At 63.7% G+C, this 25721-nt stretch carries 30 protein-coding genes; 16 read left to right on the top strand and 14 right to left on the bottom strand.

Translation table 11 applies throughout. From position 1 onward, the window contains the following. The first annotated feature begins 100 nt into the window (after nucleotides 1-100). Entirely contained in the window at nucleotides 101-2668 is a 2568-nt protein-coding gene (gene mutS / locus E2K76_RS04570; protein ID WP_136683101.1) for a DNA mismatch repair protein MutS, read from the top strand. Between the two features lie 25 nt (nucleotides 2669-2693). On the opposite strand, the gene E2K76_RS04565 is transcribed toward mutS, so the two are convergent. Together E2K76_RS04565 and hrcA are read right to left on the bottom strand one after the other, a co-directional pair. Next, nucleotides 2694-3215, bottom strand: coding sequence for a nucleotide exchange factor GrpE (locus E2K76_RS04565; RefSeq protein ID WP_136683100.1), 522 nt, complete (start codon nucleotides 3213-3215; stop codon nucleotides 2694-2696). A gap of 4 nt (nucleotides 3216-3219) precedes the next feature. Beyond that, a complete protein-coding gene (gene hrcA, locus E2K76_RS04560) occupies nucleotides 3220-4278 on the bottom strand; it encodes a heat-inducible transcriptional repressor HrcA (RefSeq protein WP_136683099.1) in 1059 nt (352 codons plus the stop codon). Between the two features lie 112 nt (nucleotides 4279-4390). On the opposite strand from hrcA, the gene rph reads away from it, so the two are divergent. From rph to E2K76_RS04535, 5 genes are read left to right on the top strand one after another with little or no spacing between them, the layout of a single operon-like run. Continuing rightward, nucleotides 4391-5104: a ribonuclease PH gene (gene rph / locus E2K76_RS04555; protein WP_136683098.1), complete on the top strand. Its 714-nt coding sequence runs from the start codon at nucleotides 4391-4393 to the stop codon at nucleotides 5102-5104. After that, nucleotides 5101-5709: an RdgB/HAM1 family non-canonical purine NTP pyrophosphatase gene (gene rdgB / locus E2K76_RS04550; RefSeq protein ID WP_136683097.1), complete on the top strand. Its 609-nt coding sequence runs from the start codon at nucleotides 5101-5103 to the stop codon at nucleotides 5707-5709. The genes rph and rdgB overlap by 4 nt, the downstream gene beginning before the upstream one ends. Then, on the top strand, nucleotides 5706-6074 hold the full coding sequence (locus E2K76_RS04545) for a RidA family protein (RefSeq protein ID WP_169053203.1): 369 nt from the start codon (nucleotides 5706-5708) through the stop codon (nucleotides 6072-6074). Before rdgB ends, E2K76_RS04545 begins: the two co-directional genes overlap by 4 nt. Before the next feature lie 3 nt (nucleotides 6075-6077). Beyond that, the gene (gene hemW / locus E2K76_RS04540) at nucleotides 6078-7226 is read left to right on the top strand and encodes a radical SAM family heme chaperone HemW (RefSeq protein WP_136683095.1); all 1149 of its coding nucleotides are present in this window, start codon (nucleotides 6078-6080) and stop codon (nucleotides 7224-7226) included. Continuing rightward, complete coding sequence (locus E2K76_RS04535) at nucleotides 7226-7576, top strand: YbaN family protein (RefSeq protein WP_136683094.1); 351 nt, start codon at nucleotides 7226-7228, stop codon at nucleotides 7574-7576. Before hemW ends, E2K76_RS04535 begins: the two co-directional genes overlap by 1 nt. Here E2K76_RS04535 and E2K76_RS04530 read toward each other — a convergent pair. The 7 genes from E2K76_RS04530 to hemJ all read right to left on the bottom strand — a co-directional run bounded on the left by E2K76_RS04530 (nucleotide 7554) and on the right by hemJ (nucleotide 14848). Beyond that, nucleotides 7554-8438 (bottom strand): ParB/RepB/Spo0J family partition protein, encoded by an 885-nt coding sequence (locus E2K76_RS04530; protein ID WP_136683093.1) that lies wholly within the window; start codon nucleotides 8436-8438, stop codon nucleotides 7554-7556. The two genes, E2K76_RS04535 and E2K76_RS04530, sit on opposite strands and share 23 nt — an antisense overlap. Next, entirely contained in the window at nucleotides 8438-9256 is an 819-nt protein-coding gene (locus tag E2K76_RS04525; RefSeq protein ID WP_136683092.1) for a ParA family protein, read from the bottom strand. The genes E2K76_RS04530 and E2K76_RS04525 overlap by 1 nt, the downstream gene beginning before the upstream one ends. Beyond that, entirely contained in the window at nucleotides 9249-9809 is a 561-nt protein-coding gene (rsmG, locus tag E2K76_RS04520) for a 16S rRNA (guanine(527)-N(7))-methyltransferase RsmG (protein ID WP_246032887.1), read from the bottom strand. The genes E2K76_RS04525 and rsmG overlap by 8 nt, the downstream gene beginning before the upstream one ends. Before the next feature lie 26 nt (nucleotides 9810-9835). After that, nucleotides 9836-11701, bottom strand: a complete 1866-nt coding sequence (mnmG, locus tag E2K76_RS04515) for a tRNA uridine-5-carboxymethylaminomethyl(34) synthesis enzyme MnmG (RefSeq protein ID WP_136683090.1) — start codon at nucleotides 11699-11701, stop codon at nucleotides 9836-9838. 10 nt (nucleotides 11702-11711) lie between these two features. After that, on the bottom strand, nucleotides 11712-12983 hold the full coding sequence (mnmE, locus tag E2K76_RS04510) for a tRNA uridine-5-carboxymethylaminomethyl(34) synthesis GTPase MnmE (protein WP_136683089.1): 1272 nt from the start codon (nucleotides 12981-12983) through the stop codon (nucleotides 11712-11714). A gap of 21 nt (nucleotides 12984-13004) precedes the next feature. Further along, on the bottom strand, nucleotides 13005-14282 hold the full coding sequence (rho, locus tag E2K76_RS04505) for a transcription termination factor Rho (RefSeq protein ID WP_136683088.1): 1278 nt from the start codon (nucleotides 14280-14282) through the stop codon (nucleotides 13005-13007). Nucleotides 14283-14410: 128 nt separating this feature from the next. Beyond that, nucleotides 14411-14848, bottom strand: a complete 438-nt coding sequence (hemJ, locus tag E2K76_RS04500) for a protoporphyrinogen oxidase HemJ (protein WP_136683087.1) — start codon at nucleotides 14846-14848, stop codon at nucleotides 14411-14413. A 405-nt stretch (nucleotides 14849-15253) separates the two neighbouring features. Here hemJ and E2K76_RS04495 point away from each other — a divergent pair, with 405 nt between their 5' ends. Genes E2K76_RS04495 through dnaQ form a run of 4 tightly spaced genes read left to right on the top strand, consistent with a single transcriptional unit; the run spans nucleotide 15254 to nucleotide 17949 of the window. Continuing rightward, on the top strand, nucleotides 15254-15847 hold the full coding sequence (locus E2K76_RS04495; RefSeq protein WP_136683086.1) for a Maf family protein: 594 nt from the start codon (nucleotides 15254-15256) through the stop codon (nucleotides 15845-15847). Further along, nucleotides 15844-16680: a shikimate dehydrogenase gene (locus tag E2K76_RS04490; protein WP_136683085.1), complete on the top strand. Its 837-nt coding sequence runs from the start codon at nucleotides 15844-15846 to the stop codon at nucleotides 16678-16680. The genes E2K76_RS04495 and E2K76_RS04490 overlap by 4 nt, the downstream gene beginning before the upstream one ends. Further along, nucleotides 16677-17255: a dephospho-CoA kinase gene (gene coaE / locus E2K76_RS04485; RefSeq protein ID WP_136683084.1), complete on the top strand. Its 579-nt coding sequence runs from the start codon at nucleotides 16677-16679 to the stop codon at nucleotides 17253-17255. Before E2K76_RS04490 ends, coaE begins: the two co-directional genes overlap by 4 nt. Then, nucleotides 17248-17949, top strand: a complete 702-nt coding sequence (gene dnaQ, locus E2K76_RS04480; protein WP_136683083.1) for a DNA polymerase III subunit epsilon — start codon at nucleotides 17248-17250, stop codon at nucleotides 17947-17949. The genes coaE and dnaQ overlap by 8 nt, the downstream gene beginning before the upstream one ends. Here dnaQ and secB read toward each other — a convergent pair. Together secB and E2K76_RS04470 are read right to left on the bottom strand one after the other, a co-directional pair. Then, on the bottom strand, nucleotides 17931-18440 hold the full coding sequence (secB, locus tag E2K76_RS04475) for a protein-export chaperone SecB (protein WP_136683082.1): 510 nt from the start codon (nucleotides 18438-18440) through the stop codon (nucleotides 17931-17933). The genes dnaQ and secB overlap by 19 nt on opposite strands. Nucleotides 18441-18482: 42 nt before the next feature. Continuing rightward, nucleotides 18483-18923, bottom strand: coding sequence for an FxsA family protein (locus E2K76_RS04470; RefSeq protein ID WP_136683081.1), 441 nt, complete (start codon nucleotides 18921-18923; stop codon nucleotides 18483-18485). 116 nt (nucleotides 18924-19039) lie between these two features. Between E2K76_RS04470 and E2K76_RS04465 the strand changes: the two genes are divergently transcribed. Genes E2K76_RS04465 through E2K76_RS04450 form a run of 4 tightly spaced genes read left to right on the top strand, consistent with a single transcriptional unit; the run spans nucleotide 19040 to nucleotide 21699 of the window. Further along, complete coding sequence (locus E2K76_RS04465) at nucleotides 19040-19699, top strand: Tim44/TimA family putative adaptor protein (protein ID WP_136683080.1); 660 nt, start codon at nucleotides 19040-19042, stop codon at nucleotides 19697-19699. 24 nt (nucleotides 19700-19723) lie between these two features. Continuing rightward, on the top strand, nucleotides 19724-20632 hold the full coding sequence (gene mltA / locus E2K76_RS04460; protein ID WP_136683334.1) for a murein transglycosylase A: 909 nt from the start codon (nucleotides 19724-19726) through the stop codon (nucleotides 20630-20632). Next, nucleotides 20632-21201, top strand: a complete 570-nt coding sequence (locus E2K76_RS04455) for a Smr/MutS family protein (protein ID WP_136683079.1) — start codon at nucleotides 20632-20634, stop codon at nucleotides 21199-21201. The genes mltA and E2K76_RS04455 overlap by 1 nt, the downstream gene beginning before the upstream one ends. A gap of 30 nt (nucleotides 21202-21231) precedes the next feature. Beyond that, a complete protein-coding gene (locus tag E2K76_RS04450) occupies nucleotides 21232-21699 on the top strand; it encodes a DUF2938 domain-containing protein (RefSeq protein WP_136683078.1) in 468 nt (155 codons plus the stop codon). On the opposite strand, the gene hslU is transcribed toward E2K76_RS04450, so the two are convergent. Further along, nucleotides 21682-22977: an ATP-dependent protease ATPase subunit HslU gene (gene hslU / locus E2K76_RS04445; RefSeq protein ID WP_136683077.1), complete on the bottom strand. Its 1296-nt coding sequence runs from the start codon at nucleotides 22975-22977 to the stop codon at nucleotides 21682-21684. The genes E2K76_RS04450 and hslU overlap by 18 nt on opposite strands. A 63-nt stretch (nucleotides 22978-23040) precedes the next feature. Between hslU and E2K76_RS04440 the strand changes: the two genes are divergently transcribed. Continuing rightward, nucleotides 23041-23526 carry a pyridoxamine 5'-phosphate oxidase family protein gene (locus E2K76_RS04440; RefSeq protein ID WP_136683076.1) on the top strand — a complete coding sequence of 162 codons (486 nt, stop codon included), beginning with the start codon at nucleotides 23041-23043 and terminating at the stop codon, nucleotides 23524-23526. Nucleotide 23527: 1 nt separating this feature from the next. Here E2K76_RS04440 and hslV read toward each other — a convergent pair whose 3' ends face one another. Beyond that, nucleotides 23528-24088, bottom strand: coding sequence for an ATP-dependent protease subunit HslV (hslV, locus tag E2K76_RS04435; RefSeq protein WP_136683075.1), 561 nt, complete (start codon nucleotides 24086-24088; stop codon nucleotides 23528-23530). Nucleotides 24089-24212: 124 nt separating this feature from the next. On the opposite strand from hslV, the gene E2K76_RS04430 reads away from it, so the two are divergent. Further along, complete coding sequence (locus tag E2K76_RS04430) at nucleotides 24213-25358, top strand: hypothetical protein (RefSeq protein WP_136683074.1); 1146 nt, start codon at nucleotides 24213-24215, stop codon at nucleotides 25356-25358. Here the strand turns inward: E2K76_RS04430 and trxA are convergent. After that, nucleotides 25342-25662 (bottom strand): thioredoxin, encoded by a 321-nt coding sequence (gene trxA / locus E2K76_RS04425; protein WP_136683073.1) that lies wholly within the window; start codon nucleotides 25660-25662, stop codon nucleotides 25342-25344. The two genes, E2K76_RS04430 and trxA, sit on opposite strands and share 17 nt — an antisense overlap. Between the last annotated feature and the right edge of the window lie 59 nt (nucleotides 25663-25721).

The raw sequence follows: 25721 nt of genomic DNA, 5'->3' as shown, positions 1-25721 counted from the left end.
CCTTTTTTGCCGTCTTAGCCGCTGAAAATCTGGGCGGCAACCGTGCTGGCGCAGCATTGGCGGGGACGTTAGAAAGGCGGTCGAGCGACCGGAGGACCACATGACCGAGCCCACGCCCATGATGGCACAATATCTGGAGATCAAGGCGCAGCATCGGGATGCGATCCTGTTCTACCGGATGGGTGACTTCTATGAGATGTTCTTCCACGACGCCATTCTGGCTTCCGAGGCGCTGGACATCGCGCTGACGAAACGCGGCAAGCATCTGGGCGAGGATATCGCCATGTGCGGAGTGCCGCATCATTCGTCGGACGGGTATCTGCTGGGCCTGATCCGCAAGGGGTTCCGCGTCGCCATCGCCGAACAGATGGAGGACCCCGCCGAGGCGAAGAAGCGCGGATACAAGGCGGTTGTCCGGCGCGAGGTGGTGCGCGTCGTCACCCCCGGCACGCTGACCGAGGATGCGCTGCTGGAGGCGCGGCGGCACAACTATCTGGCCGCCTTTGCCGAGGTGCGGGACGAGGCCGCGCTGGCATGGACCGACATTTCCACGGGCGAGCTGCGGGTGATGAGCTGCCCGCGCCCGCGTCTGCTGCCGGAACTGGGACGCCTGTCGCCGCGCGAACTTCTGGTGGCCGAAGGGTCCGAGGTCGCGCCCGAAGGCATGGCCATCACCCCGCTGGCCCGGTCGGCCTTCGACAGCGCCTCGGCCGAGAAACGTCTGCGGGAGTTGTGGAAGGTCGGATCGCTGGAGGGCTTCGGCGGCTTTGCACGGGCCGAGGTGTCGGCACTGGGCGCGCTGGTCGAGTATCTGGACCTGACGCAGCGCGGTCGGATGCCGCTGCTGCGCGCCCCCGTGCGCGAGATGCCGGGGGCCGCGATGCAGATCGACGCCGCCACCCGCCGCAATCTAGAGGTGACGGAGAGCATGGCGGGCGGCCGCGACGGCTCGCTGCTATCCTCCATCGACCGGACCGTGACCGCCCCCGGCGCGCGGCTGCTGGAACGGCGGCTGGCATCGCCCTCCTGCGATCTGAAGGTGATCGCGGCGCGGCATGAGGCGGTCGCGTTCCTTGTGGACCATGCGCGGGCGCGCGCCGATCTGCGCGAGGATCTGCGCCGCGTGCCGGATATGGACCGCGCCCTGTCCCGCGTCGCGCTGGACCGCGCGGGGCCGCGTGATCTGGCCGCCATCCGTGCCGGGCTTACGCAGGCCGAGGCGATCGGGCGCATGTCGGACGTGCCGGAGTTGATGACGGATGCGCTGTCGGCGTTGCGCGGGCACGAGGGGCTGTGCGACCTGCTGGATCAGGCGCTGATCGCCGAGCCGCCGCTGCTGGCGCGCGACGGCGGCTTCATCGCCGAAGGGTTCGACGCGGAACTGGACGACACCCGCCGCCTGCGCGACGAGGGGCGCGGCGTCATCGCGAAGATGCAGGCCGAGTATGTCGCGCAGACCGGCGTGCAAAGTCTGAAGATCAAGCACAACAACGTGCTGGGCTATTTCATCGAGGTCACCACCACGCATGAGACGGTGATGCGCGAGGCGGGCTTCATCCACCGCCAAACCACCGCCAACCAGCTGCGCTTCACCACGCTGGAACTGTCGGAACTGGAAACGCGCATCCTCAACGCGGGCAACCACGCCATGGAGATCGAGAAGCGGCATTTCGCGGCGCTTTGTGCTGCCATCATGGAGAACGCCGCCGCCATCGGCACCGCCGCGCGGGCGCTGGCGCAGCTGGACGTGCTGGCGGCGCTGGCCGATCTGGCCGTGGCCGAGGATTGGTGCGCGCCGAAGGTCGATGACAGCCGTGCGTTTCATGTGGAACAGGGGCGGCATCCGGTGGTGGAACGCGCGCTGCGGAAGAAGGGCGATGCGTTCGTTGCCAACGACTGCGATCTGACGACCGCGCCGATCTGGCTGCTGACGGGTCCGAACATGGCGGGGAAATCGACCTTCCTTCGTCAGAACGCGCTGATCGCGCTTCTAGCGCAGGCGGGCAGTTTCGTTCCGGCCAAGACGGCGCATGTCGGGCTGGTCAGCCAGCTTTTCAGCCGGGTGGGTGCGGCGGACGATCTGGCACGCGGGCGGTCCACCTTCATGGTGGAGATGGTCGAGACGGCGGCGATCCTCAATCAAGCCGATGATCGTGCGCTGGTCATTCTGGACGAGATCGGGCGCGGCACTGCCACCTATGACGGGCTGTCGATCGCCTGGGCCACGATGGAGCATCTGCACGATGCGAACCGCTGCCGCGCGCTGTTCGCCACGCATTACCACGAGATGACCGCGCTTTCGAAAAAGCTTTCCGGGATCGAGAATGCGACCGTCGCGGTGACCGAGCATGAGGGGGACGTGATCTTCCTGCACTCGGTTCGAAAGGGCGCGGCGGACCGATCCTACGGCGTGCAGGTGGCGCGGCTGGCGGGTTTGCCGGGCGCGGTGATCGAGCGTGCGAAGGCCGTGCTGGAGGCGCTGGAGGCGGGCGACCGCGAGGGCGGGCGGCGTCAGGCGGTGATCGACGATCTGCCGCTGTTCCGCACGCCTGCCCCCGCGCCCGTCAAAGCCTCGGCGGTGGAGGCGAAGCTGCGAGAGGCGAGCCCTGACCAGATGACGCCGATGGAGGCGTTGAAGCTGGTCTATGAATTGCGCGGGATGCTGTGAAAAAGGCGCCCCGAGGGGCGCCCACTCATGCCGGGGTCGAAGACACGCCGACCTGCGCCGGACGCAGAAGGCGGTCATGGATCATGAAGCCTTCGGTCATCACCTGAATGATCTGGCCCGCCTTGGTGCCGGGAACCGGTGCTTCGAACATCGCCTGATGATGCTGCGGGTCAAACTGGTCGCCGATGGCGGGTGCGATGGGCGTAACGCCATGCTTGGTCATCACGTTGAGGAGTTCGCGCATGGTCAGCTCGACGCCTTCGATCAGGGCGGCGGCCTGTTCGCGCTGTTCCTCCGTCGCGGCATCCAGCGCGCGGCGCAGGTTGTCGTGCACGGGCAGCAGGTCGCGGGCAAGGCGGGTGCCGCCATATTGCTCGGCCTCGCGCCGGTCGCGGTCAGCACGTTTGCGGGCGTTTTCGGCATCGGCCAGCGCGCGCATGAAGCGGTCGCGCAGTTCGTCCCGTTCGGCGCGCAGGGCTTCCAGCTCGGACGTGTCGTCCAGCATTTCGGGCATGTCGGTCATGTCGTCCTTGTTCTCTTCCGTCATATTCCTATCCCTTGCCCCGTTCCGACACGAGGCGTCCGACCAGTTGCGCCGTGTAATCCACGATCGGCACGATGCGGCCATAGTTCAGCCGCGTCGGCCCGATCACGCCCACGGCGCCGATGATCTTCCGATCGGCGTTCATATAAGGAGAGACAACCAAAGAGGAACCCGAAAGTGAGAAAAGCTTGTTCTCGGAGCCGATAAAAATGCGCACCCCGTCGCCGGTTTCGGTCAGATGCAGGTATTCGGCGATGTCGCGCTTGCGTTCCAGATCGTCGAACAGGCTGCGGATGCGCTCCACGTCGCGCGCGTCGGCGTCCAGAAGATTGGCCTGACCGCGCACGATCAGACGCTCGGACTGCTCGCCGGGGTTTTCCCACAAGGCGAGGCCGGCATCGACAAGGGCTTGCGCAAGGCTGTCGATTTCCTGCCGCCGTTTGGCCATGTCCTGCACGATGGTCTGACGCAGCTCGGTCAGGGTCTTGCCGCCCGCCAGCGCGTTCAGGAAATTCGCCGCTTCGCGCATGGACGACGCCGTCTGGCCGGGCGGCGGGGCGAAGACGCGGTTTTCCACCTGCCCGTCGGCAAAGACCAGCACCACCAGCGCGCGGTCGGGGCCGAGGCTGACGAATTCGATATGGCGGATCGCGGCCTCGTGCTTCGGGGCGAGCACAAGGCTGGCGCCGCGCGTGATGCCCGACAACGTGTTGCTGACGCGGTCGAGGATGGTCGCGACATCCGCGTCGCTGCCGCTGGCGTCGATGCGTTCGCGGTCGGCTTCGGACACCTGCCCGACCTCCAGAAGCCCGTCCACGAACATCCGCAGTCCAAGCTGGGTCGGCACTCGCCCCGCCGAGATGTGCGGGCTGTCCAGAAGGCCCAGAAACTCCAGATCCTGCATCACGTTGCGGATCGTGGCCGCGCTGACCTTTTCGTTCATCGAACGGGTCAGGGTGCGCGAGCCGACAGGCTCTCCGCTGGAAAGGTAGCCTTCGACCACGCGGCGGAAAACCTCGCGCGAGCGGTCGTTCATGTCGGCCAGCAGTTTCGGAACTTCGGTCATCGGCATCACTTTGGCGGGTAGCCGAGATTACGGGCGGCGTGCCCCCCGCGTCAATGCTTGCATCCGCAGGGCTTCGGGCAGTATCTGGGGCCAAGCAAAAAAGGAGTTTTCCATGCGTCCCTCCGGCCGTCACCTGAACCAGCTGCGCGACGTCTCGATCGAGCCGAACGTGATGAAACATGCCGAAGGGTCGTGCCTGATCAAGATGGGCGAGACGCATGTGCTGTGTTCCGCCACCATCGAGGACAAGGCGCCTTCGTTCCTGAAGAATACCGGCCTTGGCTGGGTGACGGCGGAATACGGGATGCTGCCCCGCGCCACCAACAGCCGCAACCGGCGCGAGGCCGCGGCGGGCAAGCAATCGGGCCGCACGCAGGAAATCCAGCGTCTGATCGGGCGGGCGCTGCGGGCGGGCGTGGACCGCTCGGCGCTGGGCGAGCGGCAGATCGTGATCGACTGCGACGTGCTTCAGGCCGATGGCGGCACGCGCTGCGCGTCGATCACCGGTGGCTGGGTCGCGCTGCGTCTGGCGATGAACAAGCTCTTGAAGACCGGGGCGATCGTGTCGGACCCGCTGGTCGATCACGTCGCCGCCGTGTCCTGCGGCATCTATGCCGGGCAGCCGGTGCTGGATCTGGACTATGCCGAGGACAGCACCGCAGGCACGGACGGGAACTTCATCCTGACCGGACGCGGGCGTCTGATCGAGGTGCAGATGTCGGCCGAGGGCGCGACCTTCTCGCGCGAGGAGATGATGCAGCTTCTGGATCTGGCCGAGGCGGGGAATGCCGCGCTGGTCGCTGCGCAGAAGGCGGCCATCGCATGAGGAAGTTCGAAGGGGACCGCCTGCTGGTCGCCACCCACAACAAGGGCAAGCTGGCCGAGATGACGGCGCTGCTGGCACCCTTTGGCATTTCGGTGGTGTCGGCGGCGGAACTGGGCCTGCCCGAGCCTGTCGAGACGGAAAACACCTTCGTCGGCAATGCGCGGATCAAGGCCCATTCGGCGGCCAAGGCCTCGGGGCTGCCGGCGCTGGCCGATGACAGCGGGATCACCATCGACGCGCTGGACGGCGCGCCGGGTGTCTATACCGCCGATTGGGCTGAAACGCCGAACGGGCGCGATTTCGTCATGGCGATGACCAAGACATGGGAGAAGCTGGAGGCAGCGGATGCGCCCTTCCCGCGCACCGCCCAGTTCAACGCCACATTGGTTCTGGCCTGGCCCGACGGGCATGACGAGGTGTTCGTGGGTCGTCTGCCAGGGCAGGTCGTCTGGCCGATGCGCGGCGCGCAGGGCCACGGATACGACCCCATCTTCCAACCGGACGGGTTCGACACCACATTGGGCGAATTGCCGACCGAAAAGAAGAACGAGATCTCCCACCGTGCGGATGCGTTCCGCAAACTTGTCGAAGGATGTTTCGCGTGAAACTCATCTCCTCTGGATCGCCCTTCGAGGCGAAAATGGGATATTCCCGTGCGGTCGTTAAAGGCGACTGGTGCTTCGTTTCGGGCACCACCGGCTATGTCGATGGCGTCATGCCCGAAGGCATTGCCGATCAGGCGCGGGGCTGCTTTGCGACCATCGGGCGCGCGCTGGCCGAGGGTGGGTTCTCCTTCGCCGACGTGGTGCGGGTGCAATACACCGTGACCGATGCGGCGCTGGTCGATGATCTGGTCCCTGCGTTGGGCGAGGTTTTCGCGGACGTTCGCCCCGCCGCAACGATGGTCGTGGCTGGCCTGATCAAACCGGAAATGCTGGTCGAGATCGACGTCACGGCCTTCAAGGGGTAAGTCATGGAAGATTGGCGGAACGGAGGGTTCGGGCTCTACCTGCACTGGCCGTTCTGCCAGTCGAAATGCCCTTATTGCGATTTCAACAGCCATGTGGCCGCCTCGGTGGACCAGAAACGGTGGGAGACGGCCTTTCTGGCCGAGATCGACCGGATCGGGGCCGAGACGCAGGGCCGCGTGCTGAACACGGTCTTCTTCGGGGGCGGCACGCCGTCGCTCATGAACCCGGACCTTGTGGCGGCGATCCTTGAACGGGTGCGTTCCACGTGGATCATGGCAAACGATCTGGAAGTGACGCTGGAGGCCAATCCCGGCTCGGTCGAGGCGGGTCGGTTTCGCGGATTTTCCGAGGCGGGGGTGAACCGTGTCTCGATGGGCGTGCAGTCGCTGCGGGACGAGCATTTGCGGCGGCTGGGTCGGCTGCATTCGGTCGCGGATGCGAAGCGGGCCTTCGACATCGCGCGGTCGGTCTTTGATCGTGTCAGCTTCGATCTGATCTATGCCCGGCAGGACCAGACGCTGGACGACTGGCGCGCGGAACTGGGCGAGGCGCTTTCTATGGCGGTTGATCACCTGTCGCTTTACCAGCTGACCGTGGAGGACGGGACCGCATTCGGCGACCGTCTGGCCCGCGGGGGGCTGAAGGGGCTGCCCAGCGACGATCTGGGGGCCGATATGTATGCGCTGACGCAGGATCTGTGCGAGGCGGCCGGGATGCCCGCATACGAGGTTTCGAACCATGCGCGTCCGGGGGCCGAGTCGTGCCATAACCGGATCTATTGGGAGGGCGGCGATTATGCCGGGATCGGTCCCGGTGCGCATGGACGGCTGACCCTGGACGGCGTCCGCTGGGCGACTGTTGCCGAGCGGATGCCGGATGCGTGGCTTGCGCGCGCCGAGGCGGGATCGGGCGAGTTGCCGCGCGAGGCGATGAGTTCTGGCGAACAGGCTGACGAATACCTCATCATGGGTCTGCGCCTGTCGGAAGGGTTGGAAATCGCCCGGCTGGCCGGAATGAACGCGGCCCCCTCCCCGGCGAAGATCGACGATCTGGCGCGGATGGGGATGGTCGAAATGACCCAAGGGCGCCTCAGGGCGACCGCAGAGGGCCGGATCGTGTTGAACTCGGTCATCGCCGCGCTGGCGGCGTGATGCGGCCTGTATGGGCCGCTCTGGGCTTCCTTGCCCTCGGTCTTGGGATTGTGGGCGTCGTCCTGCCCCTGCTGCCGACGGTGCCGTTTCTGCTTTTGGCCGCCTGGTGCTTTGCCCGATCATCGGAACGGCTGCATTCGTGGCTGATGCGGCATCCCCGGCTGGGGCCGCCGATCCGCGATTGGCGCGCAAGGGGTGCGATCTCGCGCAAGGCGAAGATCGCGGCCAGCGTGTCGATGTTGGCTGTGTGGTTGGTCTCGGTAGGGCTGAAGCTGCCCGGCCCGGTGATCGCGATTCAGGCCGCGACGCTGGGCTGCGTCGCGGTGTTTATCTGGACGCGCCCTGATTGATCTGGGTCAGCACCCGACAGAGGTTGTCCAGATCTTCCAGCGTCTTGTAGCGGATGGACAGCACACCGCTCTCTCCGCCGGCAAGGTGTTCGATCTGAACCTCCATGCCCAGATTTGCGGAAAGATCGCCCTCCAGCGCGCGTGTGTCGGCGTCTTTTTCAGCCCGCGCACCCCGCGCTTTGGACGGGGCGGCACCTTTCGCAAGCTTCTCGGTCTCGCGGACGGAGAGGCCCTTTTCGACGACCTTTCGCGCAAGCTCGGATGCGTTTTCCGATGTGATCAGCGCGCGCGCGTGGCCGGCGGAAAGCTTTCCTTCGCGCAGCATCGCCTGCACATCGTCGGGAAGATTCAGCAATCTCAATAGGTTAGCTATGTGAGAGCGGCTTTTGGAAAGCGCCTCCGCAAGCTTTTCCTGTGTATGGCCGAAGCGTTCCATCAACTGGCGGAAACCCATGGCCTCCTCGACCGGGTTCAGATCGGCGCGCTGGATGTTTTCGATGATCGCGACTTCCAGAACTTCGGTATCGTCGAAATCACGAATTACGACCGGGAGATCATGAAGTTGCGCCAGTTGCGAGGCCCGCCAGCGCCGCTCGCCCGCGACGATCTCGTATCGGTCGCTGTGCGGGATCGGACGCACGATCAGCGGCTGGATCACGCCCTTCTGCCGGATGGACGCAGCAAGGTCGTTCAATGCCTCTGGCGCGAACTCGCGGCGCGGCTGGTCGGGATTCGGCACGATCTTTTCGATCGGAACCGTCATGTCGGCGCGGCGGCCGCTTTCCGTCGGAGCGCTGACGTTGATATCTGCCATCAAAGCCGACAGCCCGCGGCCCAATCCTTTGCGTTCCTTGCGGTCCATCACGCTCTTTCCTGTTCCTTTACGCGTCTGCGCGCGGTTATTTCTTGCGCAAGGGCGCGGTAAGCTTCGCTGCCCTTGGATGTGCTGTCATAGGACAGGACCGGCATAGAGAACGAAGGCGCCTCGCTGACCCGAACATTGCGCGGGATGATCGTCGCAAAAACAAGCTCGCCCAAGGTCTGGCGCGCGTCATTTTCAACAAGCTGCGACAGGTTGTTGCGCTTGTCATACATTGTCAGCACAATGCCTTCGATCCGCAGGTCGGTATTGGCACTCTGACGCACCTCGCGCACGGTGAGCATCAGCTGAGACAACCCTTCCAGCGCGAAGAATTCGCTTTGAAGCGGGACAAGAACCGCATCCGCCGCGACGAGAGCGTTGATCGTCAGAAGGCTCAGCGAAGGCGGGCAGTCGATCAGAATGAAATCCAGCGGAGGGAGCGTGACATCCTTGTCCCGCAACGCATCGCGGAGCAGAAAGCTGCGTTTTTCATTCGCGATCAGCTCCATATCCGCCGAGGACAGGTCGGCGTTGGCAGGGCAGACAAATAGGCCTTCGATCTTGGTGGGGCGGATCACCTGATCCAACGTTGCACCCTCGAGCAACAGATCGAATGTAGTCAGATTTCGCTGCGCAGCCTCGATTCCAAGGCCCGTCGATGCGTTTCCTTGCGGATCGAGATCGACGACAAGCGTTCCGTAGCCCTTCTCGCACAGTGCGGCGGCGAGGTTTATTGCGGTCGTGGTCTTCCCTACCCCGCCCTTCTGGTTTGCAATCGCGATGATCCTTGGCGCGGATTTGGGAAGCGGTTCAGACACGGGACAGATCTTTCACTTCAAGAATGACGGCGGACGGGTCGGTTATACTCTCATGGCTTCGATAGTCCAGATTCCACGTCTTCTGCGCTGCTTCCAGTTCGTGCGAAGCAGTGGCTCCCTTAGGAAATAGCCCCTTCCCTCGTGCCGCTCGATGGCGCACAAAAAAACCACAAAGCTGATCAAGGGATGCCAAAGCGCGCGCGGAAACCACATCGGCGTTCAGGGGGTCAACAGCTTCGATACGAGCATTCAGTATCTGCGTGTTCAGGCCCAAAATCCGGCTGGAATGGCGCAGAAATTCGCATTTCCGGGCGTCGCTTTCCACCAGCGTGATACGAGCCGCCGGATTGCGCTCTTTCGCAATGATTGCAACCACGATGCCGGGAAAACCTCCCCCACTACCCAGATCAACCCAGTGATCGAAATCACCGGCCAATGTGTAAAGTTGAGCGGAGTCCTGAATGTGCCGCTGTTCAATGTCCGAAACGGTTGACCTGGCGATCAGATTGATCGCCGGATTCCATTTGATCGCCAAGGCGGAAAATTCAGCCAAGCGGTGCGATGTTTCACGTGAAACATTCACAATGCCTTGGCCTCTTGCTTGAGTCTTCGAACTTTCGACAGGATCAGCGTCACCGCGGCAGGCGTCATCCCTTCGATCTTCATCGCCTGAGCCAAATTCACAGGGCGCAGTCGTTTCAACTTTGCAGTCAACTCAAACGACAATCCCGAGATGCCGTCGTAATCCATCGCATCGGGCAGCAACACAGCTTCATCCCGAGTGATCGCATCGGCTTGTCGCTGTTGGCGTTCCGAATACTGGTCGTAAAGCGCATCGGTCGCCACCTGCTCACGAATATCGGAGCCAAATTCTCCGAATTCGGGGACAAGTTGCAAAACAACGCTTTCGTCAACATCCGACAACGCGAGCACCGACAGCCCAGTGCGGCGTGCGCCATCCCGGCTGACTGAAACACCGACGGAGGCCAGGTGATTGCTCGTGAACGATTGTTTCGAAAGCAGATTTTTCGCTTCAGTCAAATCGTTCAGCTTCGTCTCGAATGCCCCCTTCCGTGCATCACCAACCACACCCAATTCGACTGCCATGGGCGTTAGGCGCTGGTCCGCATTATCTGCGCGAAGCGTGAGACGGAATTCTGCGCGCGACGTGAACATCCTATACGGTTCGGTCACGCCACGCGCCACCAGATCACTTATCATCACACCAATATAGCTCGATGTGCGACTGAAGATGACCTCGCCCTCTCCCCTCGTTGCCCGCGCAGCATTCAAGCCCGCAGCAAGTCCCTGCGCGGCCGCCTCTTCATAGCCGGTTGTGCCGTTGATCTGGCCGGCCAAATAGAGACCCGGCACTTCCTTGAGCTCCAACGTCTCCTTCAACTCGCGCGGATCGAAATGATCATACTCGATCGCGTAGCCGGGTTGGAGGATCTTCACTTCCTCCAAACCAACGATGCTACGCACGTAGGCCTCCTGAACAGCGACGGGCAACGACGTCGAGATACCGTTGGGATAGACCGTATGATCCTCCAAGCCCTCAGGTTCGAGGAAAATCTGATGCGAGTTCTTATCGCTGAATCGAACCACCTTATCCTCAATGGAAGGACAGTATCGAGGACCTACCCCCTCAATGTGACCGCCATACATCGCGGAAAGGTGGAGGTTGTCACGAATAACCTCGTGCGTTCTCTCGTTGGTATGCGTGATACCACAAGAAATTTGTCGAACCAGAGGCGCGCGGTTCATGAAAGAAAGCATGACAGGATCTTCATCCCCATCCTGCCGTTCCAACCGGGTCCAATCGATCGTCCGCCCGTCAAGGCGCGGCGGCGTCCCTGTTTTCAGACGCCCCCGACGCAACCCCATGTCGGCGAGTTGTTCGGCCAAACGTATCGACGGGCGGTCCCCCATCCTTCCACCGGAATGATTGACGTCGCCAATATGTATCCGACCATTGAGGAAAGTTCCCGAGGTGAGAACGATCGCCCTGCCTGAAATTTCCGTATCGTCAGCGAGCTTTACGCCCGAAGCCCTGCCAGAATCGCTCAACAAGGCGACGGCTTCGCCTTCGATGATCTCCAGTCCCGGCAGTACGGCAAGCCGCCGCTGAACCGCGGCGCGATAAAGCGAGCGGTCCGCCTGAATACGGGGCCCGCGAACGGCTGGTCCTTTGCGCCGGTTGAGCAGCCGATACTGAATACCGGCCTCATCGCCAGCAGCACCCATGATCCCGTCGAATGCGTCAACTTCGCGGACCAGGTGGCCTTTGCCCAGCCCCCCAATCGCCGGGTTGCAGGACATCACGCCGATTCCGGCCTTGGACAAGGAAATCAGCGCAACCGCGCAGCCCATCCGTGCCGCTGCGGAAGCCGCCTCGGTGCCCGCATGCCCACCGCCAATTACGATCACATCAAAATGTTTCACGTGAAACACCTCATTTGCCGATGCAAAAACTTGAGAAGATTTCGCCAAGCAGTTCTTCGATATCCACCCGACCGACCAAGCTGTCGAGTTGCCGGATTGCCAGCCGCAGATCCTCTGCCGCAAGCTCCGCCCTACTTACCTCACTCGATACCTCAAATCGCGCTGATTCCATAGAGGCAATCGCGCCTTCGATGGCAAGCCGATGACGCTCTCTGGTCACGGTTGCGGCACCGGCGCCGGCGGCGCTTAGCCGCGCAGTGATCTGCGCAACCAGGTCATCAATCCCTTGCCCGGTCAAACCGGATACACCGACCCCGTGAAGATCGGCCTTTGCGCGAACGACGATGTCACCCGCCAGTGGCGCAAGCGGCAATACCTCCCCGCCATCGAGGAACACTCGCAAATCTGCTCCACGCGCCCGCGTCATCGCCCGGTCGATTCCGATCCCTTCAACGACGTCGTCGGTTTCACGCAGCCCGGCGGTGTCCAGCAGGCTGACCGGCAAACCGGCGAGTTCCATCCGCACCTCGATCACATCCCGGGTCGTGCCCGCGATTTCCGAGGTAATGGCAGCATCACGACCCGCCAAGGCATTGAGAAGTGTGGACTTTCCGACGTTTGGCGCGCCGATGATCGCAACCTCGAACCCGTCCCGAATACGTTCTGCGATCCGCGATCCCGCAACTTCGGCCCGCAGGTCCAACAAGACGCGGTCAAGAAGCTCCAGAACTTCCGGCGTCACATCGACCGGAACGTCCTCATCCGCAAAATCGATCGTCGCTTCCAGAAGCGCGGCGGCCCGGATCAGATCACGCCGCCACCCTTCGGCCTTGCGCCCGATAGCGCCCGACAGCACGCGAAGCGCCTGACGACGCTGCGCCTCGGTCTCCGCATCGATCAGATCGGCCAGCCCCTCGACCTGCGCCAGATCGAGGCAACCATTCTCCAAAGCACGGCGGGTGAACTCCCCCGGCTCGGCCAAGCGCAACTCCGGCTGCGAAGAAAGCGCGCGCATGACGGCGGATACCGTCGCGATGCTGCCGTGAAGGTGAAGCTCCGCCACCCGCTCGCCGGTGAAACTCGCACCGTGGTCGAAAAGGATGACCAGCGCCTCGTCCAACAGGACGCCATCATGATGAAGCCGCCGAAGCGCCGCCTGCCGCATGGGCGGCAGTTTCACGCCAAGCGCGGCGACCGCGTCATAGGAAAATGATCCCGAAAGGCGCACCACGGATACCCCAGCGCGCCCTCGGGCGCTGGCCAGGGCATATATCGTTTCCATGGTTCAACCCATTGAATTTTATCAGCTATTCATCGAATCGAAGAAGTCCGAATTCGACTTGGTCTGCTTCAGCTTTCCAATCAGGAACTCGATCGCATCGGTCGTGCCCATCGGATTCAGGATGCGGCGCAGCACATAGGTTTTCTGCAGATCGGTCTTCTCGACCAGCAGATCCTCTTTACGCGTGCCGGATTTGAGGATGTCCATCGCCGGGAAGACGCGTTTGTCGGCCACCTTGCGGTCCAGCACGATTTCCGAGTTACCCGTGCCCTTGAATTCTTCGAAGATCACCTCGTCCATCCGGCTGCCGGTATCGATCAGCGCGGTCGCGATGATGGTCAGCGATCCGCCCTCCTCGATGTTCCGGGCCGCGCCGAAGAAGCGTTTCGGCCGTTGCAGCGCATTCGCGTCCACACCGCCCGTCAGAACCTTGCCAGAGGACGGGACGACCGTGTTGAAGGCCCGACCAAGGCGCGTGATGCTGTCCAGCAGGATGACGACGTCGCGCTTGTGCTCGACCAGACGCTTGGCCTTTTCGATCACCATCTCGGCCACGGCGACGTGACGCGTCGCGGGCTCGTCGAAAGTGGAGGAAACCACCTCGCCCTTAACCGAGCGCTGCATGTCGGTGACTTCCTCGGGCCGCTCGTCGATCAGCAGAACGATCAGATAGCACTCCGGGTGGTTCACCTCGATCGAATGGGCGATGTTCTGCAACAGAACCGTCTTGCCCGTCCGCGGCGGCGCCACAATCAGCGCACGCTGTCCCTTGCCGATGGGCGAGACGAGGTCGATGATCCGCGCCGAACGATCCTTGATCGTCGGATCCTCGACCTCCATCTTCAGCCGCTCGTCCGGATAAAGCGGCGTCAGGTTGTCGAAATGGACCTTGTGGCGCGCCCGCTCCGGATCGTCGAAGTTGATCTTCGTGACCTTGGTCAGGCAGAAATAACGCTCATTCTCGCTGGGTGCCTTGATGACGCCCTCGATCGTGTCGCCCGTGCGCAGCGAAAACTGGCGGATCATGTCGGGCGAGACGTAGATATCGTCCGGACCCGACAGATAGTTCGCCTCGGGCGAGCGCAGGAAGCCGAAACCGTCCTGAAGAACCTCCAGAACGCCATCGCCGCCGATTTCCCAGCCTTCTTCGGCATGTTCCTTCAAAAGCGAGAACATCATCTCGCCCTTGCGCATAGACGGGGCGTTCTCAACTTCCCACTCTTCGGCCATCGCAAGCAGATCTGCCGGCGTCTTGGCTTTCAGGTCGGAAAGTTTGATGCTTTCGATGGTTTCGGTCATGAAAATGCTTGTCCTGAGGCGCGACGCCCTCACGCGGGGCTCGCTGCGGTCACTTGGAAACGGGGGGCGCGTCAGACCGGATGGCCCTGCTTTGGCGGCAAATAAGCACCGAATCCCCCAGAGTCAACTCAGAACCGGACGATCACCGAAATCACGATGACGATCATGAGCAGCGTCGGCAGCTCGTTCATCATCCGAAACTGCCGACCCGTCACGGAATTCGTGCCTTTTTCGAAGTCTTTGCGGCGTTTTCCCAGCCAATGATGGAACCAAGTCATCGCCAGCACCGCCACAGCCTTCGTCCATGGCCAAACCTGCGACCAATCGACGATCCCGGGTGTGAAAACCAGACAAAGCCCAAAGATCCACGTCGCGATCATCGCCGGATTCATGATCGCACGCAGCAAACGACGCTCCATCGTGCGGAAAAGCTCCTCCGGCGGGCTTGCTTCGGCGTGATAGACGAACAGCCGGGGCAAATAGAACAGCCCCGCCATCCACGCGATGACGGCAATCACGTGAAACGCTTTCGTCCAAGGGTAAAGGCTTATCAGAAGGTCTGTCATGGGCAGTCTTCATAAGAAAAGAAAAGATTAAAGAGAAGATAGATGGTGAAGTAGGGCCTGTGGAAATCGGAAGACTCTGAATCTTCCCGCAGGTTTTCCCACCGCCTGCGACCTGTGGATAACTCTTGGGGTTAACCTTCGTTAATCAGGGTGCAAGCACAAAAATCGCCAACAAAACAAGGCCAGCCAGCGTCATGGGCCGTATGTGGAGAACCGGAGGGAGAATCTGCTGGCAAGCTGGTGAGAAAGAGGTTTTCCATCCCTGCGCTGCCGCCGGGTCCACAGGGGGATAACCGGCCCTGCCAAGCTTGACTTTTCCCGTGGCGAAACCCATCCCTCGGGCATGGGCCAATCCATCACCCGTCCTTTCGCAGGAACACACCCGGTTTATCCACAGAGTCCTCCATGCGCCTGATCCTCGCCTCCGCCTCCGAAACCCGGCTGAAGCTGCTGCAAGCGGCTGGCGTCAGGGCCGAGGCGCTTCCCGCGCGCATCGACGAAGAAGCCATCCGCCTCTCGCTTGAGGCCGAAGCCGCCAAACCCCGCGACATCGCCGATACGCTGGCCGAGATGAAGGCGCGCAAGCTGGCTGAAAAGCACCCCGACGCGTTGGTCCTGGGCTGCGATCAGGTTCTGGCCTTCGAAGGAAAGGTTTGGGGCAAGCCCGAAACCCCCGATCAGGCGCGCGATCACCTGCGCGCGCTGCGCGGGCAGACCCACACCCTGATTTCCGCCGTCGTCGCCTATGAAAAAGCCGAGCCGGTCTGGCGCCATGTGTCCGAGGCGCGGCTGACGATGGGCCGTTTCTCGGACGACTTTCTCGACGACTATATCGCCCGCAACTGGGACAGCATCCGCCATTCCGTCGGCGGCTATAAACTGGAGGAGGAGGGAGTGCGCCTGTTCATCGACATTCGCGGCGATCATTTCACGATCCTCGGCCTTCCGCTTCTTCCGCTCTTGGCCTGGATGGGCAACCGGGGGTTCATCCCCGCATGAGCCTGCCGAAAATCCCCCTCGCCGGTGTCATCGGATCGCCCATCGCGCACAGCCTTTCGCCCCGGCTGCACGGATATTGGCTGAGCCGTTATGGGATCAAAGGTCACTACATCCCGATGGACATCGCGCCGGACGATCTGGCCGAAACCCTGCGCACCCTGCCGAAATTAGGTTTCCGCGGCGTCAACGTGACGGTCCCCCACAAAGAAGCCGCGCTGCGTCTTGCCGATATCGTCACCGACCGCGCCGCGCTGATCGGCGCTGTGAACACGCTGATCTTCCTGCCCGACGGCAAGATCCATGCCGACAATACCGACGGCTTCGGCTTCATGGAGAACCTGCGCCAGCGCGCGCCGGACTGGGACCCGAAATCCGGCCCCGCCGCGCTGATCGGCGCAGGCGGTGCGGCGCGCGCAGTCATCGCCGCCCTTTCGGACGCAGGCGTCACCGAAATCCGCATCACCAACCGCACCCGTGCCCGCGCCGAGGCGTTGCGTCAGGATTTCGGCGCCAAGGTCGTCGTGCATGACTGGCTTCAGGCGGGCAACATGCTGGACGATGCGACGACCGTGGTGAACACTTCCTCGCTGGGGATGGTCGGCAAGCCTGACCTGCGTATCCCGCTGGACGGCCTTTCGCCCAAGGCGCTGGTGACCGACCTCGTCTATAACCCGCTGGAGACGACCTTGTTGCGCGAGGCACGGGCCGCGGGCTGCACGGTGGTGGACGGCCTTGGAATGCTGCTGCACCAAGCCGCGCCGGGGTTCGAGCGTTGGTTCGGCCAGCGCCCCGAGATCGACGACGCCACGCGCAGCTTCGTGCTGAACCAATGAGCTTCCGCCTCGGCCTGACCGGATCGATCGGCATGGGCAAGACCACGACCGCCCGCTTCTTCGCCGAAGCCGGCATCCCGGTCTGGGACGCCGATGCCGCCGTCCACCGCCTGTATCGCGGCGCCGCCGTCGCGCCGATGCGCGCCGCCTTCCCCTCGGCCGTGACGGATCATGTCGACCGCGACGCGCTGAAACGCATCATCGCCGCAGACCCCGCCGCCCTCACGCGCATCGAATCCATCGTCCACCCTCTGGTGGCCGAGGATCGCCGCACCTTCATCGCGGATACCAAGGCCGATCTGATCCTTCTCGACATCCCGCTCCTGTTCGAAAAGGGCTACGAGGCCGAGATGGACGCGACCCTCCTCGTCACCGCCCCGCCCGAAATCCAGCGTCAGCGCGTCCTCGCCCGCCCCGGTATGACCGACCAGGCGCTGGATGCGATCCTTGCCCGCCAGATGCCCGACCGCGACAAACGCGCCCGCGCCACCCACATCATCGAAACGCTGGCCCTTGACGCGACCCGCGCGCAGGTCCACGCCCTGATCGACCACATCCGGAGCCGCCATGCGTGAGATCGTCCTCGATACCGAGACCACCGGCCTCGACCCCCTGACCGGCGACCGCATCGTCGAGATCGGCGGGGTGGAGCTGCTGAACCACATGCCGACGGGCCGCACCTATCACCAATACATCAACCCCGAACGCATGATGCCGAAAGAGGCGTTCGAGGTTCACGGCCTTGGCGACGACTTCCTGCGCGACAAGCCGGTCTTCCGCGCGGTGGGGCAGGCTTTCCTCGACTTCGTGGGCGACGACTCGCAGCTCATCATCCACAACGCGCCGTTCGACATGAAATTCCTGAATGTCGAACTGGAGAAGGTGGGCCTTCCGACCATCCCGATGCACCGCGCGACCGACACCGTGCAGATGGCGCGCAAGAAATTCCCCGGCTCGCCTGCCTCGCTGGACGCGCTCTGCCGCCGTTTCGGCATCGACAACTCCGCCCGCACGAAACACGGCGCGTTGCTGGACAGCGAGATTCTGGCCGAGGTCTATCTGGAACTGATCGGCGGGCGGCAACCTGATCTGGTGCTGGCGACGGGTCCGCGCCAGCAATCGGGAACGCAGGACGAATGGCGTCCCCGCCCGCGCCCGGTCCCGCTCGCCTCGCGTATCACGGAAAGCGAGGCCGCCGCCCATGCCGCCTTCGTGGCAAAGCTGGGCGACGGCGCGATCTGGCTGAAACGTCAGGAAACCAGCGTCTGAGCCTTCTGAGCCTCGGCGCGGCGCTGAAGCTCGGCGCGATACAGCGCAAGGAAGTCCACGTTGTCCACGTTCAGCGCGGGGAAACCGCCATCGCGCGTCACGTCCGAGATGATGCGGCGGATGAACGGGAACAGCAGGCGCGGGCATTCGATCAGCAGGAATGGGTGGATCTGATCCTCGGCCACGCCTTCGATCAGGAACAGCCCGCCATATTCAAGCTCCAGCAGGAACAGCGTCTCGCCGCCGTTCTTGTTCTTGGACGTGACCTTGAACTTGACGATCACCTCATACTGGCTCGGCTGCTGGCGTTTGCGGCCGTCAAGGCTGACCTGAACCTGAATGTCCGGCTGCACGTCCGTGCCGCCGATCCCCTTCTGCGCCACCATGTTTTCGAAGGACAGGTCGCGCACATATTGCGCCAGCGCCTGCATCCTGACCTGCGGCGGGGCTGCGGGGGTCTCGGGTGCGCTGGTGCCGTTCGTATCGGTCATCGGTATCTCCTCAAAGCCGTCGCAAAGGTTCTAGCAGGAACCTCAATGCCGGGTCCATGCCGAAGGCGGTTGATGCGTCGGCGTCTTCTGCGCGTCCAGGTCGATATACTCCCCGTCGATCGGCACATCCCGCGCCGGCGCCGCAGTCCGAACGCGGACCTTTGCCCGCAGCCGCGCCAGCACGAAGGACCGCACGGGTGGCAGCAGAAGCAAAAGCCCCAGCGTGTCGGTCAGGAACCCCGGCAGGATCAGCATCATCCCGGCAAAGACCAGCATCGCCTTGTTGGCCAGCGGCGTCATCGGATCGCTTTGCAGCTTGCGCATGTGCTGCGCGCCGCCTTGGGCGCGGATGATCGACATGCCCGCCATCGCGGTGCCCAGCACCACGGCCAGCGTCCACCAAAGCCCGATCGCCGCCCCGATGGTGACGAAAAGCGATATCTCGATCAGCGGAAGGCCGATCAGTATGGCAAAAAGCCACATGCGCATACTCCTGTCTTTGCAGGGGCGGCGGTAGACTTGGCCGCCCCCAGCCCCTACATAGGAACGAACCGGGGCCGATACCAACCCCCGTTCGTCGATCCCGAGGTTTATACTGCATGAGTTCCACCATGATCCAACTGCTCGTCCTTGCGGCGATCGCGGTGTTCCTGATCCTGAAACTGCGCTCCGTCCTTGGCACGCGCGAGGGGTTCGAGAAACCGCCGGTGCAAGCCGATACGGTCGATCCGCTGCCCCGCCGCGGGTTCGAGGTGATCGAGGGTGGCCCGGACCGCGACATCACCGATCACGTTCCCGAAGGGTCTGACAGCGCCGCAGCCCTTGCCGCGATGAAACAGGCCGAGCCTTCCTTCTCGGTGAACGAATTCCTTGGCGGCGCGCGCGGCGCGTATGAAATGATCCTTATGGCGTTCGAGAAGGGAGAGATCGAACCGATCCGCCCCTTCGTCTCGGACGAGGTCTATGAGGTGTTCCACGGCGCCGTCGAAGCCCGCAAGGAACAGGGCCTGACGGTCGAGGCGAATTTCGTCGGCCTGCGCGAACTGGCGCTGAACGAGGCGACCTTCGATACCACCACGCGCGAGGCGGAGATCGCCGTGCGTTTCCTGGGCGAGCTGACATCGGTGGTCAAGGATGCCACGGGCCAGATCGTCGAAGGCAACGCGACCGAGGTGAAGCGTCAGCGCGACGTCTGGACCTTCCAACGCATCATGGGCGCGAACGATCCCAACTGGCGTCTGGTCGCGACGGGCGAATAAGTGCGCGGGCTGATCGCCGCGCTGATGCTGACGACCGGCAGCGCCAGCGCGGAAATCTCGTTTCACGATCTGAAGGGCTGGGCCGGGGAAAACCACGGCGCGGCCCTTTCCGCATTCCGCGCCACCTGCGATCTGGTCCCCGACATCGCCCACCTTTGCACCCTGCCCGCGCCCGACCCCCGCGCCTTTTTCGAAGACAACTTCCGCCCCGTCCTGATCGGCACCCCACCCGCGCTCTTCACCGCCTATTACGAACCGGAGCTGGCCGGATCGCCCACCCGCACCGACCGTTTCGCCCATCCCGTCTATGCAATGCCGCCCGAAGGCCCGCCCCCCATCCCGCGCGCGGATATGCCCGCCGCACTGGAGGGACGGGGGTTGGAGATCGCGTGGCTGGACGATCCCGCCGAGGTGTTCTTCCTTCAGGTCCAGGGGTCTGGCCGCGTCCGCTTGCCGGACGGCAAGGTGATCCGTCTCGGCTATGCCGGAAAGAATGGCCTCGAATATCGCTCCATCGGGCGGGAACTGGTCCGGCGCGGCGTCTTCACCGTGCCGCAAGCGACCGCCGAGGCGGTGAAGGGCTGGATACGCGCCAATCCCGCAGAGGGCACGGCGCTGATGAACCACAACCCGTCCTTCATCTTCTTCCGCAGCCTCGATCTGCCGCCCGATACCGGCCCCATCGGCACGATGGGTCGCCCCGTCATTCCGATGCGCAGCATCGCGGTCGATCCGGAACATGTCCCGCTGGGCCTGCCGGTCTGGGTCGAACGCGACGGGGCTGCTCCCGGTCTGTTCGTCGCCCATGACACCGGCAGCGCGATCAAGGGGCCGCAGCGGGCCGATATCTTCATGGGCAGCGGCCCCGAGGCAGGCGCTGCCGCCAGCCCGGTCGCCGATGGCGGCCGCATGATCGTTCTGGCGCCGCGCTGATGCCCCGCCGCCGCACCCTGCGCCCGGACGAGGAGGAGCTTTGGAACGCCGTCGCCCGCACGGCAGCCCCGATGCACCCCAAGCGCCCCGTTGCTCTGCCGGAAACACCGACCGCGCCGATCCCGAAACCCAAGGCTCCGCTTGCGGCCTTCACCTTGGCCACCCCGGCCCCGCGCGGGCATGACCTTGCCCCCACGATCCGCGACCAGCTTGCCACCCAGCCCCTGCGCATGGATGCCAAGCAATTCGGGCGCATGACCAAGGGCCGCCTCGCCCCCGAGGCGCGGATCGACCTGCACGGCATGACCCTGTCCGAGGCGCATCCCGAACTCGTCGCCTTCATCCTCGGCGCGTTCAGCATGGGTCTGCGGCTGGTGCTGGTCATCACCGGCAAGGGCAAGCTGAAGGACGATCACGGCCCCATCCCGCAGCGCATGGGCGTTCTGCGCCATCAGGTGCCGCAGTGGCTGCGTCTGCCCCCCCTCGGCCCCGTGGTGCAACAGGTGGCCGAGGCGCATCTGAAACATGGCGGATCGGGCGCCTATTACGTCTATCTGCGGCGAAAATAACTGCTAACGTCGCCCGAAAAGGGGGACGTCATGGGCATCATCATCACCGGCATCGTCGCGACGCTGATCTTCGATCTGTGGGGGCTGGTGATCTCGCGCATCATGGGCACGCCCGGCCCGGCATGGGGCCTTCCGGGGCGCTGGTTCGCACAGATCGCCAAGGGCCGCGTCTTTCACGACGACATCGCCGCCGTCCCACCCGTCCGGTCCGAGGCCGCCATCGGTTGGAGCCTGCATTACGCCATCGGCGTCCTCTATGCCGCGATCCTGCCGGCCATCAGCCCCGGCTGGCTGGATGCGCCCACCCTCGCCCCCGCGCTGATCGTCGGTATCGTCACCGTTGCGGCAGGCTGGTTCGTCATGTCGCCCGGCATGGGGAATGGCATCGCCGCCAGCCGCGCCCCGAACCCGTGGAAGGTTCGGGGGCTGCAACTGGCGGCGCATGTCGTCTTCGGCATCGGCCTCTGGATCGGCGGGCTGCTACAGAACGTAGCGTGACAGGTCGGCCGATCGCGACAGCTCGCCCAGGTTCTTCTCGACATAGGCGGCATCGACCACCACCGCCTCGCCCCCACGGTCGGGCGCGACAAAGGACAGTTCCTCGAACACCCGCTCCATGACGGTATAAAGCCGCCGCGCGCCGATATTCTCGACCGTCGCGTTCACCTCGGCGGCGATGCGGGCCAATGCCGCGATACCATCCTCGGTGAAGGACACGGTGACGTCCTCGGTCCCCATCAACGCCGTGTATTGCCGCGTCAGGGCGTTGTCCGTCTCGGTCAGGATGCGGGTGAAATCGCCCTCGGTCAGCGCGCGAAGCTCCACCCGGATCGGCAGACGTCCCTGCAATTCCGGCAGCAGGTCCGACGGTTTCGCGATGTGGAACGCGCCCGAGGCGATGAACAGGATGTGGTCGGTCTTCACCGGCCCGTGCTTGGTGGAAACCGTGGTCCCTTCGATCAACGGCAGCAGATCGCGCTGGACCCCCTCGCGCGAGACATCTGCCCCCCGAGCATCCGCGCGCGCGCAGACCTTGTCGATCTCGTCGATGAAGACGATGCCATTCTGCTGCACGGCCTCCAACGCCGCGGCCTTCACTGCTTCGTCGTCCAGCAGCTTGTCGGCCTCCTCGGACATCAGCAGATCATGGCTCTCGGCCACCGTCACCTTTTTCTTGACCGTCCGCTGGAAAGCCTTTCCGAAAAGATCGCCCAACTGCATCATGCCGGGCTGGCCGCCCTGCCCCAGATCCATCTGGCCCAAGGGATTAGCCTCGCGCACCTCGATCTCGATCACGGTGCCGTCCAGCTCACCCGCCTTCAGCTTCGTGCGGAACATCTCGCGGGTCTGCTCGCGCGCGTCCTTTCCGGCGATGGCTTCGATCACCCGGTCCTCGGCGGCCTTGGCGGCGCGGGCCTTCACATCCTCGCGCATCCGTTCGCGCGTCTCGATCATCGCGGCATCGACCAGATCGCGGATGATGCTGTCCACGTCGCGCCCGACATAGCCGACCTCGGTGAATTTCGTCGCCTCGACCTTCAGGAACGGCGCGCGGGCCAGCTTGGCCAGACGGCGGCTGATCTCGGTCTTGCCGACGCCGGTCGGCCCGATCATCAGGATATTCTTGGGATACACTTCGTCGCGCAGGTCGTCCTTCAGGCGCTTGCGGCGCCAGCGGTTGCGCAGGGCCACGGCGACGGCGCGTTTGGCGTCCTTCTGGCCGATGATGAAGCGGTCAAGCTCGCTCACGATCTCGCGCGGGGTCAGGTCAGTCATGAAAACCTCTCAGGAACTTTGCGGCAAGGCGGCTGGTTTACCTTCCAAAGGAAAGGAAACATCATGCCGACACCTGCCGAACTGGAACGTAAATTCTGGAAACATCTGCGCAGCGACATGACGCTGATGCTGGGCCTTGCAGGGCGCGAGGACGGCCATACCCGCCCGATGACGGCGATCATCGACGCCGACGCCGATCACGGCCCGATCTGGTTCTTCACCAGCACCGACAACGAGATCGTCAAGCTGGGCGGCGGACGCGCCAGCGCGGCCTTCGTCTCCAAGGGCCACGACCTTTACGCCACCATCCACGGATCGCTTGCGGTCGATACCGATCCCGCCGTCGTGGACCGTCTGTGGAACAGCCACGTCGCCGCGTGGTACGAGGGCGGCAAGACCGATCCCAAGCTCGCGCTGCTGCGCTTCGATCTCGAAGGTGCCGAGATCTGGGAAGACGCCTCCTCGATCGTCGCGGGCATCAAGTCGCTGTTCGGCGCCGATCCCAAATCCGATTACAAGGACAAGGTCGCCGAAGTCCCGCTGCGGTAAATCAGGACGCTGCAATGCGCTCCACCGTCAGGTTGCCGTTGGTATAGACGCAGATATCGGCGGCGATCTGCATGGCGCGGCGGGCGACGTCCTCGGCCCCGAGGTCCGATTGAATCAGCCCCCGCGCCGCCGCCAGGGCATAGTTGCCGCCAGAACCGATGGCGGCAATGTCATGCTCCGGCTCCAGCACATCGCCGGCGCCGGTGATGATGAACAGGTCGGTCCCGTCCGTCACGATCAGCATCGCCTCCAGATTGCGCAGGTATTTGTCCATGCGCCAATCCTTCGCCAGTTCGACGCTTGCGCGGGCAAGCTGTCCCGGCAGCGCCTCCAGCTTCTTCTCCAACCGCTCCAGCAGGGTGAAGGCGTCTGCGGTCGATCCGGCGAAGCCCGCGACCACCTCGCGCCCGCCGGGGTTCAGGCGGCGCACCTTGCGGGCCGTGCCCTTGATGACCGTCTGGCCAAGGCTGACCTGCCCGTCGCCTGCAATCACAACCTCGCCGCCCCGCCGCACGCCGATGATCGTCGTTCCGTGCCAGCCGGGAAATTTCTCGTCCGCCATAGGGCCTCCTTTGCTTGCGCTCTATATGGCGGTGCGACACTTGCGCCTCAAGCCTTCCGCGCAGACGGATTGACGGAGCAAGGTGGGGTGCGTATCCCGATGCGGGAAGAAATGGGCAGGCAAAATGCGGATCTGGATAGAAAACAAACAGATCGCGCGGGGCGTCCGGCATGTCGCGCGGATCGAGGGTTCGGCAAGATCGACCGCACTGTGGTTTGACATCGAATCCGATCATCCCGTGCCCGAATTGCAGCTTGCCGACCCCTTCGCCTGCGCGCTGCTGATGATCTGCATGCGGTCGGGCGAGCCTTTGCAGATCGAAGGTGACGTCTCGCGCCGGCTGCTCCAGAACCTCGACGAGTTTCAGGCGGTCTATCGCGCATGGATGCCGCGAAGCTGGAAGCAGGTGGACATAACCGCCCGGAATGAGGTCACGGTTGCGCCCGACCCGGCCCTGTCGAACCGCGCCGTCGTCGCGCTTTCGGGCGGCATGGATGGCGCGTTCAGTTATCTTCGCCACCGCCACGGCCGCGATCTGGCCCGCCCGCTGGATGTGACGGCGGCCTTCCTTGTGCACGGTTTCGATTCCCGCGTCAGCCATGTCGAGGATTTCGAATTCATGCGCAAAAGCGTGACCGGGCTGATCGGCGACGATCCGGTGGCGCTCTATACGATCCGCACCAACCTGCGCGACGCCCGGCTGGTCCCGAACTGGAGCCATGCGCATGGCACCGGCCTTGCCGCATGCGCACATTTCTTTGCGGCGACGCATGGTGTCGGGCTGATCGGCGGCGATTTCAAATACAGCGACTATCCCCCGGCTTGGGGTTCATCGCCGGTCATCAACCACCTGCTGTCAAGCGAGCGGCTTCGGATGACCTATGATGGCGCCGAATACAGCCGCACGCAAAAGGCGGAATGGCTGAGCGACTATCCCACCGCGATGAAGAACCTGAGCGTCTGTCACAAGGGACCGGCCGGCGAGCCGTGCTGCACATGCGAGAAATGCATCCGCACGGTGCTGAACTTCCGCGTGGTGGGAAAGACGCCGCCCGAGAATTTCCGTCTCCCGATCCGCAACGAGGACATCTCTGCGATGATCTTCGACACAGTGCCGCGGATGATCTTCGCGCGCGATCTTTACCTGACGGCGAAACGCCGCGGCGTGACGGATTCTTGGGTCAAGCATCTGGGCACCGCCATCCGCAAGACGCGCGAGGCGGAAGGGGCGCCGCAAAGCGCCCCCCAAGGTCTTAGATTGCGCCGTTGATCCAGTTGGCCAGCGCGGCCTTGGGCGCGGCACCGATCTTGTTCGACACCACCTCGCCATCCTTGAACAGGAACAGCGCCGGAATGCCGCGCACGCCCAGCTCGGCCGGCGAGCCGGGGTTTTCGTCGACATTGACCTTCACGATCTTCACGCGGCCCGCATATTCGGTCGCGAGTTCCTCCAGCGCCGGGCCGATCTGGCGGCAGGGGCCACACCATTCGGCCCAGAAATCCACGACGACGGGGATGTCGGACTGGCGGACCTCGGAATCGAAGGTGGCGTCGGTAACGGGAACGGTGGCCATGGGAACACTCCTGAACTGGTTGCACAACAGGTAAGGAGCGGCCCTCCCACCGTCAAGAA

This window comes from Falsirhodobacter xinxiangensis, assembly GCF_004959935.1.
Classification (GTDB): Bacteria; Pseudomonadota; Alphaproteobacteria; order Rhodobacterales; family Rhodobacteraceae; genus Falsirhodobacter; species Falsirhodobacter xinxiangensis.
Note: the sequence above shows the minus strand (reverse complement) of the source record. Positions and strands in the feature narration are given on the sequence as shown.

What these genes read in the sequence shown, in the direction of transcription:
- mutS (WP_136683101.1), top strand. Translation starts at nt 101, where the DNA reads ATGACCGAGCCCACGCCCATGATGGCACAATATCTGGAGATCAAGGCG.
- E2K76_RS04565 (WP_136683100.1), bottom strand. Translation starts at nt 3,215, where the DNA reads ATGACGGAAGAGAACAAGGACGACATGACCGACATGCCCGAAATGCTG.
- hrcA (WP_136683099.1), bottom strand. Translation starts at nt 4,278, where the DNA reads ATGACCGAAGTTCCGAAACTGCTGGCCGACATGAACGACCGCTCGCGC.
- rph (WP_136683098.1), top strand. Translation starts at nt 4,391, where the DNA reads ATGCGTCCCTCCGGCCGTCACCTGAACCAGCTGCGCGACGTCTCGATC.
- rdgB (WP_136683097.1), top strand. Translation starts at nt 5,101, where the DNA reads ATGAGGAAGTTCGAAGGGGACCGCCTGCTGGTCGCCACCCACAACAAG.
- hemW (WP_136683095.1), top strand. Translation starts at nt 6,078, where the DNA reads ATGGAAGATTGGCGGAACGGAGGGTTCGGGCTCTACCTGCACTGGCCG.
- E2K76_RS04535 (WP_136683094.1), top strand. Translation starts at nt 7,226, where the DNA reads ATGCGGCCTGTATGGGCCGCTCTGGGCTTCCTTGCCCTCGGTCTTGGG.
- E2K76_RS04530 (WP_136683093.1), bottom strand. Translation starts at nt 8,438, where the DNA reads ATGGACCGCAAGGAACGCAAAGGATTGGGCCGCGGGCTGTCGGCTTTG.
- mnmE (WP_136683089.1), bottom strand. Translation starts at nt 12,983, where the DNA reads ATGGAAACGATATATGCCCTGGCCAGCGCCCGAGGGCGCGCTGGGGTA.
- rho (WP_136683088.1), bottom strand. Translation starts at nt 14,282, where the DNA reads ATGACCGAAACCATCGAAAGCATCAAACTTTCCGACCTGAAAGCCAAG.
- hemJ (WP_136683087.1), bottom strand. Translation starts at nt 14,848, where the DNA reads ATGACAGACCTTCTGATAAGCCTTTACCCTTGGACGAAAGCGTTTCAC.
- E2K76_RS04495 (WP_136683086.1), top strand. Translation starts at nt 15,254, where the DNA reads ATGCGCCTGATCCTCGCCTCCGCCTCCGAAACCCGGCTGAAGCTGCTG.
- E2K76_RS04490 (WP_136683085.1), top strand. Translation starts at nt 15,844, where the DNA reads ATGAGCCTGCCGAAAATCCCCCTCGCCGGTGTCATCGGATCGCCCATC.
- coaE (WP_136683084.1), top strand. Translation starts at nt 16,677, where the DNA reads ATGAGCTTCCGCCTCGGCCTGACCGGATCGATCGGCATGGGCAAGACC.
- dnaQ (WP_136683083.1), top strand. Translation starts at nt 17,248, where the DNA reads ATGCGTGAGATCGTCCTCGATACCGAGACCACCGGCCTCGACCCCCTG.
- secB (WP_136683082.1), bottom strand. Translation starts at nt 18,440, where the DNA reads ATGACCGATACGAACGGCACCAGCGCACCCGAGACCCCCGCAGCCCCG.
- E2K76_RS04470 (WP_136683081.1), bottom strand. Translation starts at nt 18,923, where the DNA reads ATGTGGCTTTTTGCCATACTGATCGGCCTTCCGCTGATCGAGATATCG.
- E2K76_RS04465 (WP_136683080.1), top strand. Translation starts at nt 19,040, where the DNA reads ATGAGTTCCACCATGATCCAACTGCTCGTCCTTGCGGCGATCGCGGTG.
- mltA (WP_136683334.1), top strand. Translation starts at nt 19,724, where the DNA reads ATGCTGACGACCGGCAGCGCCAGCGCGGAAATCTCGTTTCACGATCTG.
- E2K76_RS04455 (WP_136683079.1), top strand. Translation starts at nt 20,632, where the DNA reads ATGCCCCGCCGCCGCACCCTGCGCCCGGACGAGGAGGAGCTTTGGAAC.
- E2K76_RS04450 (WP_136683078.1), top strand. Translation starts at nt 21,232, where the DNA reads ATGGGCATCATCATCACCGGCATCGTCGCGACGCTGATCTTCGATCTG.
- hslU (WP_136683077.1), bottom strand. Translation starts at nt 22,977, where the DNA reads ATGACTGACCTGACCCCGCGCGAGATCGTGAGCGAGCTTGACCGCTTC.
- E2K76_RS04440 (WP_136683076.1), top strand. Translation starts at nt 23,041, where the DNA reads ATGCCGACACCTGCCGAACTGGAACGTAAATTCTGGAAACATCTGCGC.
- hslV (WP_136683075.1), bottom strand. Translation starts at nt 24,088, where the DNA reads ATGGCGGACGAGAAATTTCCCGGCTGGCACGGAACGACGATCATCGGC.
- E2K76_RS04430 (WP_136683074.1), top strand. Translation starts at nt 24,213, where the DNA reads ATGCGGATCTGGATAGAAAACAAACAGATCGCGCGGGGCGTCCGGCAT.
- trxA (WP_136683073.1), bottom strand. Translation starts at nt 25,662, where the DNA reads ATGGCCACCGTTCCCGTTACCGACGCCACCTTCGATTCCGAGGTCCGC.